This is a genomic window from Allobosea sp. 01N443 (assembly GCF_056399325.1).
This window is the reverse complement of record NZ_JBFTRC010000187.1, coordinates 1-11,069: the sequence shown is the minus strand read 5'-3', so window position 1 is coordinate 11,069 and position 11,069 is coordinate 1. Positions and strand designations below refer to the sequence as shown.

The 11,069-nt window shown below is 61.2% G+C and carries 10 protein-coding genes, 1 tRNA gene and 1 pseudogene; 10 read left to right on the top strand and 2 right to left on the bottom strand.

What is annotated here, in order from left to right; all coding sequences use genetic code 11:
• The 10 genes and pseudogenes from proA to AC1DRP_RS29910 form a co-directional block, all read left to right on the top strand.
• Nucleotides 1–247 (top strand): annotated as a pseudogene (gene proA, locus AC1DRP_RS29955) (glutamate-5-semialdehyde dehydrogenase); the annotation flags it as partial.
• Entirely contained in the window at nt 244–855 is a 612-nt protein-coding gene (locus AC1DRP_RS29950; protein WP_476770382.1) for a nicotinate-nucleotide adenylyltransferase, read from the top strand. The pseudogene proA and the gene AC1DRP_RS29950, both read left to right, overlap by 4 nt.
• Before the next feature lie 150 nt (nt 856–1,005).
• Complete coding sequence (rsfS, locus tag AC1DRP_RS29945) at nt 1,006–1,335, top strand: ribosome silencing factor (protein WP_441477524.1); 330 nt, start codon at nt 1,006–1,008, stop codon at nt 1,333–1,335.
• Between the two features lie 12 nt (nt 1,336–1,347).
• The gene (rlmH, locus tag AC1DRP_RS29940; protein WP_441505623.1) at nt 1,348–1,827 is read left to right on the top strand and encodes a 23S rRNA (pseudouridine(1915)-N(3))-methyltransferase RlmH; all 480 of its coding nucleotides are present in this window, start codon (nt 1,348–1,350) and stop codon (nt 1,825–1,827) included.
• The gene (locus tag AC1DRP_RS29935; protein WP_476770381.1) at nt 1,824–3,194 is read left to right on the top strand and encodes a murein hydrolase activator EnvC family protein; all 1,371 of its coding nucleotides are present in this window, start codon (nt 1,824–1,826) and stop codon (nt 3,192–3,194) included. Before rlmH ends, AC1DRP_RS29935 begins: the two co-directional genes overlap by 4 nt.
• Entirely contained in the window at nt 3,194–4,528 is a 1,335-nt protein-coding gene (locus AC1DRP_RS29930) for a S41 family peptidase (RefSeq protein ID WP_441492176.1), read from the top strand. The genes AC1DRP_RS29935 and AC1DRP_RS29930 overlap by 1 nt, the downstream gene beginning before the upstream one ends.
• Before the next feature lie 125 nt (nt 4,529–4,653).
• Entirely contained in the window at nt 4,654–5,862 is a 1,209-nt protein-coding gene (locus tag AC1DRP_RS29925; protein WP_441505621.1) for a divergent polysaccharide deacetylase family protein, read from the top strand.
• Nucleotides 5,859–6,365: an RNA pyrophosphohydrolase gene (locus AC1DRP_RS29920; RefSeq protein ID WP_441492174.1), complete on the top strand. Its 507-nt coding sequence runs from the start codon at nt 5,859–5,861 to the stop codon at nt 6,363–6,365. The genes AC1DRP_RS29925 and AC1DRP_RS29920 overlap by 4 nt, the downstream gene beginning before the upstream one ends.
• Nucleotides 6,366–6,507: 142 nt before the next feature.
• Nucleotides 6,508–6,894, top strand: a complete 387-nt coding sequence (hisE, locus tag AC1DRP_RS29915) for a phosphoribosyl-ATP diphosphatase (protein WP_476770380.1) — start codon at nt 6,508–6,510, stop codon at nt 6,892–6,894.
• A gap of 142 nt (nt 6,895–7,036) precedes the next feature.
• Nucleotides 7,037–7,113, top strand: a tRNA-Arg gene (locus tag AC1DRP_RS29910).
• On the opposite strand, the gene AC1DRP_RS29905 is transcribed toward AC1DRP_RS29910, so the two are convergent.
• Both AC1DRP_RS29905 and AC1DRP_RS29900 read right to left on the bottom strand, forming a co-directional pair.
• Nucleotides 7,064–8,656 (bottom strand): recombinase family protein, encoded by a 1,593-nt coding sequence (locus tag AC1DRP_RS29905; protein WP_476770383.1) that lies wholly within the window; start codon nt 8,654–8,656, stop codon nt 7,064–7,066. The genes AC1DRP_RS29910 and AC1DRP_RS29905 overlap by 50 nt on opposite strands.
• A 1,280-nt stretch (nt 8,657–9,936) precedes the next feature.
• Nucleotides 9,937–10,179, bottom strand: coding sequence for a helix-turn-helix domain-containing protein (locus AC1DRP_RS29900; protein WP_441493771.1), 243 nt, complete (start codon nt 10,177–10,179; stop codon nt 9,937–9,939).
• Nucleotides 10,180–11,069 lie beyond the last annotated feature (890 nt).

The window sequence follows — 11,069 nt, the reverse complement described above, 5'->3', positions numbered from 1 at the left end:
CGGTTCGCACCATACAGATGCAATCGTGACTGCCGACGAGGCGGCGGCGCAGCGCTTCCTGGCCGAGGTCGATTCAGCCATCGTCGTCCATAATGCCTCGACCCAGTTTGCCGATGGCGGCGAGTTCGGCTTCGGCGCCGAGATCGGCATCGCGACGGGGCGTATGCATGCGCGCGGGCCGGTCGGTGTCGAGCAGCTCTGCTCCTTCAAATACCGGGTTCATGGCAGCGGCCAGATCCGGCCGTGAGGGCAGAGGATCTGCGCCTGCCGCCCCATGCACCGGGCCTTCGGATCGGCTTGTTCGGCGGGAGCTTCAACCCGGCACATGACGGTCACCGCATGGCGAGCCTGACGGCGCTGYGTCGGCTGCAGCTCGACCGCGTCTGGTGGCTGGTCACCCCGGGCAATCCGCTCAAGGACAATGCGGCCCTGCCATCGCTCGGCGAACGCATTGCGACGGCGCAAGAGCTTGCCGATCACGCCCGCATCCATGTCACCGGGGTCGAGGCGAGCCTGCGCACCCGCTATACCGCCGATACCCTGCGCGCCCTCAAATTGCGCTGCCCTGGCGTCCGCTTCGTCTGGATCATGGGGTCCGACAATCTTGCGGGTTTCCACCGCTGGAACGAGTGGCGAGCCATTGCCCGGATGATGCCCATCGCCGTGATCGACCGCCCGGGATCGACGCATCGCGCGGTGGCTTCGCCGGCCGCCAACTGGCTGTCGCGCTGGCGGGTTTCCGAGAATGYCGCTGCCGCCCTGCCGCTGCTGGAGCCCCCCGCCTGGGTGTTCCTGCATGGCCGGCGCTCCGAGCTGTCCTCGACCTATTTGCGCCAGTTGGCTGGTCGCGATTGAATTTCGACCTCATATCGCTTAATTTAGGATCGTCGCGCTGAGAGCGCGTCGTCATGTGAGGATACGGAACTGAACCGTCAAACCCTTGGTGAAGCCGAGCCGAAGCCGCTTCCCCAGGCTGCTGTCCCCGGAAACCCGTCCGCCGACAGCGTGGCCCTCGCAATCCATGTTCTCGAAGATATGAAGGCCGAGGACATCACCGTTATCGATCTGGTTGGCAAGACTTCGCTGGCTGACGCGATGATCATCGCGTCAGGGCGCGTGAACCGCCATGTCGCCTCGATTGCCGACAGCCTCGTCGAGGCCTTCAAGAAGACGGGACTGCCGACGCCGAAGGTCGAGGGCATGCCTGCCTGCGACTGGGTGCTGATCGATACGGGCGATCTCATCGTCCATGTCTTCCGGCCGGAAGTGCGCCAGTTCTACAATCTGGAAAAGATGTGGGGCGCCGACCGCCCGAATGAGCGGCTCGTCGGCTGATCCTGATTTCCGGTGCGGCTCGCCATCATCACCGTCGGCCGGCTCAAGGACGGGCCGGAACGGGACCTCTGCGAGCGCTACCGCGAACGTAGCCATGGTCTCGGGCGCAGCCTTGGTCTGACTGGGCCCGATGTCACGGAGCTGCCTGAAAGCCGGGCGCGGCGGCCTGAAGAGCGCAAGCGCGATGAGGCTGCCGCGATCCTTTCAAAGCTCTCGCCGGGGCTGCTGATTGCACTTGACGAGCGTGGCAGGAGCCTGACGAGCGATGCCTTCGCCGGCAGGATCGCGGCCTCGCGAGACGCCGGTACGGGCACCGCGAGCCTCGTGATCGGCGGTGCGGACGGGCTGGATGAGACCATTCGGGATCGTGCTGATCTGACGCTGGCCTTCGGGGCCCTGACATTGCCGCATCAGCTCGTGCGCGTGCTTGCGTTGGAGCAGCTCTACAGGGCCATGACGATTATCGCCGGACATCCCTATCATCGCGCATGACGTCCGCCGCATCAGTGATTCGAGCCAGTTCGCGCCGCCTCGGCAGCGCCGCTTTGCTATGGCTCGCGCTCGGTCTCGGTCATCTGGCGGTCAACGCTCAGGAGCCGGGGCCCGATCCGGATCGCGTGGCGCCCGAAATCGCGCAGAAACAGGTGGAGAAACAGGCCCGCGAAGCCGAGTTGAAGGCGATCGAGGAACGGCTGGCCGGCAATGCCGAGGCGCGAGCCAAGCTGGAGGCTGAGATCGCCACGATCCGGGCCGATCGGGCCGGTCTCAACAAGGCGCTGCTCGAGACGACGACCCGTACCCAGGGGGTCGAACGTCGTATTGGCGCGATCGAGGAGCGGCTGGCGCTTCTGCAGACCAGCGAAACCGCGATCCGGCGTTCCCTCGAGGGCCGCCGCGGCTTGATCGGCGAAGTCCTGGCCGCGCTCCAGCGGATCGGCCGCCGGCCGCCGCCGGCCGTTCTGGTGCGGCCGGAGGATATCCTGGAGGCGGTGCGCGCCTCGATGCTGCTCGGCGCTGTGGTGCCCGATCTGCGCCAGGAGATCGAGATCCTCAGCACAGATCTCGGCGAGTTGGTGCGGTTGCGCGGCGGGATCGCGGAAGAGCGCAAGGCGATGACCGGTGAGCTGGAAACGCTCGCGGGCGAGCGCCAGCGCCTTGCTTYGCTGATCGACGCCAGGCGCGAGCGCGAGGCCAGCGCCGCCAAGGATATCGAGGCGCAGCGCGGGATGAGCGGAGAGCTTGCGGCGCAGGCGAAGGGTCTGCGCGATTTCGTCGAGCGCATCGAGAAGGAAATCTCCGTCGCGAATCGCGCCGCGGAAGCGGCGCGCCAGGCTCTGGAGGCCGAGACCCGCGAGCAGCGGCAACGCATGGCGGCGCTCGCTTTCAAGGACCCCGCCCGGCTTGCGCCGAAGATCGCTTTCGCGGAAGCTCGCGGCATGCTGCCGCTGCCCGCTGCCGGATCACAATTGCGTGGTTTTGGTGACAATGACGGCGTTGGCGGCACGACGCGCGGAATTTCACTGACAACCCGCCCTAATGCCCTAGTTTCGGCGCCTTCCGACGCTTGGGTTGTTTACGCTGGGCCGTTCCGCTCCTTCGGGCAACTCTTGATCCTGAACGCGGGTGGGGGGTACTATTTGCTCTTGGCCGGCATGCAGCGGATCGACGTGTCGCTGAACCAATTCGTCCTTGCCGGGGAACCGGTTGCGATGATGGGTCAAACGTCGGAAGCTGCCGCGACGATCGTAGGTTCGGGGACTGGGGAACCGGTTCTCTATATTGAGTTCAGAAAAGACGGCGTTTCGATCGACCCGGCACCGTGGTGGACGAAATCGCAAAGCGAAAAGGTTCGCGGATGATGCGCAAGGTCTCCCTCGTTCTCGCCGGCGCAATCGTTGGCGCGGGCCTTACCAGTCTGGCGACGCAGACCCACCTGCTGTCCTCGACCAGCGCGGTCGCGGCCTCGGCCGAGGTCTATCGTAGCCTCAACCTGTTCGGTGACATCTTCGAGAAGATTCGCACCGACTATGTCGAGAAGCCCGACGAGCAGAAGCTGATCGAGGCCGCGATCAACGGCATGGTCTCCTCGCTCGATCCGCATTCGGCCTATCTCGACGCCAAGAGCTTCCGTGACATGGACACGGACATGCGCGGCCAGTTCGGCGGCCTCGGCATAGAGGTCACGATGGAGGACGGCGTCCTCAAGGTCGCCAAGCCGATTCGCGACACGCCCGCCTCCAAGGCCGGCATCCTCGCCAACGACATCATCAGGGAGATCGATGGTGACCAGGTGAAAGGCCTKAGCCTGACCCAGGCCGTGGAGAAGATGCGCGGCATCATCAACACGCAGGTCAAGCTCAAGATCGAGCGCCCGGGCAAGCCGGATCCGCTGGAGTTCACCCTGACGCGTTCCACCATCGTCGTCCCGGCGGTCGAGGAGCGGGTTGAGGGCGATGTCGGCTATATCCGCATCGGCACTTTCAGCGAGCAGACCTATGAGGGCCTGCGCAAGGCGCTCGACAAGGTCAATGCCGAGATCGGTGTCGACAAGATCAAGGGCTATGTGATCGATCTGCGCAATAATCGCGGTGGCAGGCTCGACCAGTCGGTGCTGGTGTCGGACGCGTTCCTGGAGCGCGGCAAGATCGTCTCGACGCGCGGTCGCAATGCCGAGGAGACCCAGGTCTTCAACGCCAAGTCGGGCGACCTGACCAAGGGCAAGCCGGTCGTGGTTCTGATCAACGGCTCTTCGGCCTCGGCGGCCGAGATCGTTGCCGGCGCCCTGCAGGATCACAAGCGCGCAACCGTGATGGGCACGCGCTCGTTCGGCAAGGGCTCGGTGCAGACCGTGATCCCGCTCGGCTCGAATGGCGGCCTGCGCCTGACCACGGCGCGCTACTACACGCCATCGGGCAATTCGATCCAGGCCAAGGGCATCACGCCGGATATCGAGGTCGTCCAGGAAATTCCGCCAGAGCTCAAGGACAAGCTGACGGACAACAAGGGCGAGGCATCCCTGAAGGGCCATCTCAAGTCGGGCGACGGCAAGGATGAGCAGTCGGGTTCGGCTTCCTATGTGCCGAATGACCCGGCCAAGGATACGCAGCTTCTTGCCGCGCTGAATCTGTTGCGGGGTGTCAAGAAGGACGTCGCCGGCCCGGTTCCGACCCCAGAGCCCGCCAAGCCGAACTGATCTCCATCCGACTGGGAGGAGAGCGCCGTTCTCCGGCGCTCTCGACTGCTGGCCCCGCACGCGCCAAGACTAGGCGTGCGGGCCGCTGATTCGGGTCCGATTCGAACAGCTGAGGACGGCTGCCCTTGGCCGGAACGCCGCTTACCGAGCTCGATCGGCCCTTGGGGCAGGGTCGCCCGGTGCGCCACGGCAAACCGTGGGCGCGCTGGCTGTCGCTTGCCCTGAGCGGGGCGATGGGCTGCGCGGCACTTGCGGTGATTGCCATCCTGCTGTTCCGGCGCGATCCCGACGGTGGCGAGCCGATGGCGACTGCCGCGATCGAGATCAGGCAGCCTTCAAGGGAAATCGCGGCCGCACCTGCCGCCGAACCGAATGTCACAGATCCGCGCTCCCAATCCACAGCGCGCCAGCTTGAAATCGAATCAGGGGTGACCGTCGTGCGCCCCGGGGCAGAGGCCCCCGGTGCGATCGTCATCACGATTCCCGATAGCGGCGAGGTCAAGCTCGCGCCGGCTCCCGACAGCCGGCTGGTCGAACGCAGCCGGTTCGGCCTTCTGCCGAAGGTGGCGCCGGACGGCGCGACACCGATGCAGGTCTATGCCCGCCCGTTAGGTCCGGCGCCTGAGACCAAGCCGGCGGGCCGCATTGCGCTTCTCGTCGGCGGGCTGGGCATCAGCCAGAATGGTACGGCAGATGCGATCACGCAGCTGCCTGGCGCGGTTTCGCTGGCCTTCGCGCCTTATGGAGTCGAGCTGGAGCGCGTCGTGCAGCGGGCTCGTGGCGACGGCCATGAGGTCTTCCTGCAGGTGCCGATGGAACCGTTCGACTATCCCGACAACGATCCCGGGCCGCATACCCTGCTCTCGGGCCCCAAGGCCGCGGAGAATCTCGATCGGCTGCATTGGGTGCTGGGTCGCTTCACCGGCTATGTCGGCATCGTCAATTTCCTCGGTGGCCGGCTGACGGCGGATGAGAACGCCCTGTCGCCGGTCCTGCGCGAGATCGCCGGTCGCGGGCTGATGGTCGTCGACGACGGCTCGTCCTCGCGCAGCCAGCTCGCGAGCGCGGCAGCGCGGGCGCAGATTCCGGCACTCAAGGTCGACAGGGTGATCGATACGGTCACCCGCGCCGATGCGATCGACCAGCAGCTGCAGCGGCTTGAGACTCAGGCGCGCGAACAGGGTGTGGCGATCGGCGCGGCGAGCGCGCTGCCGGTCTCGATCGAGCGCATTGCCCGCTGGGCCAAATCTCTGGAGGCCAAGGGCCTCGTCATCGTGCCGGTCAGCGCAGCCCGCGGACTGCGCAATCCCTCCACAACAGGGTCCCTGAAATGACCGAGCCGCCTCCCGGCTATCGCCCCTGCGTCGGGCTGGCCTTGTTCAACCGCGACGGGCTCGTCTTCGTCGGGCGCCGGGCGGACAAGACCAAGCGCGAGCATGTTGCGCCGGGCTTCGCCTGGCAGATGCCGCAAGGTGGCATCGATCCCGGCGAGACGCCCTATCAGGCGGCGCTGCGTGAGCTGCAGGAGGAAACCAATGTCACCTCCGTCTCGCTGCTGGCGGAGGTGCCCGTCTGGCTGAGCTATGATCTTCCCGTGGATATCGGCCAACAGGCCTGGAAGGGTCGCTGGCGCGGCCAGGCCCAGAAATGGTTCGCCTTCCGCCTCGACGGTCCCGACAGCGAGATCGATATCCTGCACCCGGCAGGAGGTCACAAGGCAGAGTTCGAGGCCTGGCGCTGGGCACGGCTGGAAGAGACGCCCGATCTGATCATTCCGTTCAAGCAGGCCGTCTATCGCGACGTGGTCCGGTCCTTCGCTCCCTTCGCTGCGGACTGATCATTCCAAGTTCGTCTCGGCGTGAAACAAACATTTCGCGCCCTGCGATTTGCTCTACCATTTCCTGGGGAGTGATTCGCGCTGCGTGCTGCCTGATGCTCCCTGTCACGAAATGCTCACATGAGGGGGTGAGGCTCGCGATATGGTTGATTCGGTTTTCAAGCTTCACACTGCGGTCCTTGCCGCGCGCACGCGCGACCCGGCCTTTTCGCGCACCGCCAAGCTCATCGGCGAGGGGCTGCCGAAGATGGCCAAGAAGCTGGCCGAGGAGGCGGTGGAGGTCGGGCTGGAAGCGGTCCAGGCCGACCGCGAGCGGGTGATCCTCGAGAGCGCCGACCTGATCTACAATCTCGTCGTGCTCTGGAGCGAGATCGGTATCGCGCCCGCGGATGTCTGGCGCGAGATGGACCGGCGCGAACAGCTCTATGGCATTGCCGAGAAATTGCCGAAGAATCGCGCCGCGAAGCAAGCGCGACAGGAAAGCGCCGAGGTTGCCGCAATTGGCGGGGGTGGCTTGCGCGAAGACTGAGCATCCCGCGCGTTTTTGGCGCGCTTGCCCCCTCATCCCCGGGAATGTCAGATTTCCGGGAAGACGGGGGTTGCCAAGCCGAAGCGTTGCGGTTATTCCCGCCACATCAGATCGACGCGGCCACGGCCGAGCCACCTGATACGCGCCCGTAGCTCAGCTGGATAGAGCATCAGACTACGAATCTGAGGGTCAGAGGTTCGAATCCTTTCGGGCGCGCCATTTCCAACTTAGGCGACATAAAGTCGCCTAACACCCTGAACGGTAAAGCTATTTTTGCGGTTCTAAAGCCTTCCCCGCGCCTGTAGCGGAGGAAGGTGGCAAAGGTTAGTTTTAGGACCGCCCTACGGTCGTTCAAGCAACCAGAATCCCAGAATTTACTAGGGTTTCCGAGGAACGACAGTGCGGTTCTAAGTCGGGCATCGAAGCTTCCTTCTGTGCGGTCCACAAGAGCGATCCGCTCCTCGACGAGCAGCCGTTCAGCTTCCAGTTTTCCGATCTTGTCTTCCAGAGCCCTCGAAATAACCGGAAGGCTGGTCAACACAAGGCGCTCGACGTGAATCTCGATCTGGCGCTCGATACGCGACAGTTCCTCCGTGAGCGCTGTTGCGCGCGACTCGGCGTTGCCTTGGCGGTGACGCCATAGCTCCTTGAACATGTCCACGGCCATGTCGAAGATCTTTTGTTCGGGGGCGATGCGCGTCAGCAGTGCTGCGAACTCACCCTCGATCACATTGCGACGGATTGACTTGCCGTAGCTTGCGCAGCTTCGCGTGTGGCAGAGATAGTAGGGATGACGGCCGGAATTACCTCTGGACCAGCAAGCGGTTAAGGGGTTCCCGCAATCATCGCACATGACAAAACCTCGCAAGGGAAAATCCTCATTGAGGTTTCGGCGCTTGGGCGCGCGGTTGATGCCGTTTAGCCTGTCTTGAACGTGTTGATACGTTTCTATCGATACGAGGGCCTCATGATGACCCATGCGAAACGGGATTCCCCAAGCGCCTGATCCAACGAGCCCTGCGTAGGACGGATTCCTCAGAAATTGCCCAATGCGCTGGTGTGTAATTTTACCCGCACGACTTTTCGGAAAAAGCGGCTGCTCCTGACAGAACCGAAGCACATCGGCCACCGTTTCGAAGCGACCAGAGGCATAGCCTTCGAGGGATTCGACTACGACCGAGGCAGAGGGCTCATTACGGACAAGCACACGGCCACTGTGGCCCTGCACCTTGCCGTAAACATATCCGACAGGCGCAGCGAATACGGCATAGCCGTTTGTAAGGCGTGACCGCATCCGCGAGTTTGTCTGTTCCGTGTTGTGAACCCGCTGATAGTCCGACACGACAACGCTCATGTTTTCGACAAGGCGCGAAGTCGAGTCGTTACCGTAGATCATGTGCGGCGACTCAAGGATGCCGCCCAGATCGTTCACAATCCGGCGGAGATCGCCGTGAAGATAAAGGTCGCGGCTAAACCGGTTGATATGGTCAAAGATGATCCGATACCGCTTGTCCGGATTGGACTGCATGTGGGTGAACACAGCGTCCAAGCCAGCACGGTTTCGCGCGCTGCCGCTTAAGTCATCGGTATGTATGCCTTCGACTTCATATCCCTTAGCCTGCGCATACGCAATACACGCGGTGAGTTGTGAGTTGAGCCCATCGCCCGCTACGACCTGCTTTTTGCTTGATACCCGCGCGTAGATTAGCGCGAATTTCGTATCCTCCTGGACCACTGCCCCGTTGGTTCTGGTTGGTTTCATGTGGGCTCTCCTTGCGTGGGAAAATTCTCCGTTTCTTTCGCGGGCTCTGTCTCATTCGCAGATGGGCTGAGTAGTGCTTCAAAAATCGGTCCACATGTGCCGATCGGCAGGTCCATTTCGACCCAAGTACGCATGAGGGCCCAAACAACGAGCATCAAATCGGACTTCTGACGTTCCGTCACATCGAGCCCATCAAGGTGATGCGCATAACTTCGTTCCTCAAGGTTAGCTATCGTATGCGCGGGTAAGTGACGTTCGCCCGAGCAAACCGAAAAGAGGGGGGCGTGTTCATTTGTAGTCATATCCGTCCTCCCTTCCTTGAGTCCGGCTAGGATGGTAGACCGTACTTCATACTACGGCATAAAACAATAATTATAGCTTATGTGTTGCTTTCTGACGAATCGACGTGAGTTTGAAGTCGATATGATCGGGGATAAATACACRGCGTATGTGGTTATAATGGCGTATTATGCATGATGTTGAATTAATTAAGCGCCGGTAAAAGAAATTATATTTATGTGTTATGGATATACGCAAATTCACTATTCGTCCTGATTTACTGAATTGGGGATTTTGAAAATAAGACGTTTATATCCGTCAATTTTCGGAGATATGAATATCTGCGCGGGACAAAAATCGCATATTATCAAAAACTAATAGGTATTTATTCTACGAATGTTGCGATATAAATCAATATCATGACCTTGAAATAGAATCTCTCAAGGCTTTTAATCACATTTGAAAACCGCCCGGCCGAATGACCCGGCGGGAATATTGAAAATGAAATCTGTCACCACGATGAGGCTTCAATTCTCAAATCAAAGGCCGCTGCGATCGATCTGAACAAATCGCCGATGTGACAAAAAAATGAAAACGCGATTGGAAAATGCCCCGAAATCCTACCGGCATTCCACGCGGTGAATTGCTTGTTCGAAATTGCGGCGGGGAGAGGAGGCCGTGGGGGGCGGCCCTAAGGTTTAAGGTATCGGATGTGCAGTTGGCCTCTTATGAGCGAACGGATCGCTCAGTCCGCTGGCGCGAGCGCACCGTCGTTCAAGATGATGTGCCTGTACTGATGTGGTCAGCGGTCCCGGGAGACAATCGAATCCGGCCAACCGGGCTACACGCTTCCCGAAGGCTGTGCTTGTAATCGTAGGCCGTTGTCAGTGCGGGAAGCTAATTTTCTCGGCGGACGTGAGGATCGTCGCTGCGGTCTCGTCGCTCTTGTGAGTCCTAAATTATCGAGAAAAATGCGCGCCCACGTTGGCCACCGAATTCGCTCAGGTTCTTGGCTCAGGCGTCTCCGCCGGCTTGGCGTGCTCGGTCACGAGTTCGCTGACGGACGCGTCTAGGGCCTGCGCAATTTGCCAAAGGCTCACTGCAGTGGGATTACGCAAGCCCTTTTCGAGGGCGCTAACGTGCGCTCGATCTACGCCGAGCCGTTCGGCAACCTGTGCTTGCGTCAAGCCCTTTGACAGCCGCAATGCTCGGGCGTTGGCCGCTATGATCAAGCGAATATCCATATAGTGCTGTTACGGCGGACGTGCCGTTTAGCGCGACGCGGTTTAATGCGTTGCGCTTTACCGCACATTGTGAGTTATTCTGAGCGGTGAGGACCAGCTAGAGCCGCCGTGGACGGCAGGAAATTAGGGCCACCAACTGTGAACGGTCAACCAAACACGCTCAGAGGCTTTCCCGGTCTGAAATTTAAGTTCCTGATAGAGCGCGTACAGCGGACCGAAACAAACTTCGAATTGCTCATAAGCGCGGCCGGACCGCGCGATGATCGCGAGAGATGGCTTCGGGCGTTCCAATGTTGGTGCGATTTCCATGACCTAAGTCCCGAAATTATTCATGGCAATTCACGAACCCATAGGACTGCCACCAGGACGCTTGTTGCATGCTGGCCGTCGATACCCGCATTTCTCTTCCGATTGATTGGAGAGGACTGGGCTCGATATTCTCACCAAGATGGAAACGCAGCGTCAGCGGTCGAAGAATGGCAAATAACAGCCCTCCGACAACAAATTAGCAAACTTGAGAAGGGCATTCGACAGGTCGACAGCAGGGTGTGGAAGGACACCACGATTGGTTTTCGACGACCTCGACGAGCCTACAGCACTCGTTTGACCGCGTTCGCGAGATCCGGAGATGGAGCCAGATGACCCATGGTACCAACCTGTCGCCACCTGAAGATGAATGCCGATAATGCGCGCGCCATGCAACCTTGAGGAGTGGCGACGCATACGCCCTCCGAGCCTCGGAGAGTTTTTGCGGGTCGCCGATCGTTGGCGACTGTCGGAGGATGATCAGGTTCGGATTCTGCGGTGCGGTTCCGTTGAGCAGTTGAGACGCTGGATCGCGATCAATCAGACCAATGAGGCGTTGGTCACGAGCAGCGATACAGGGGAAC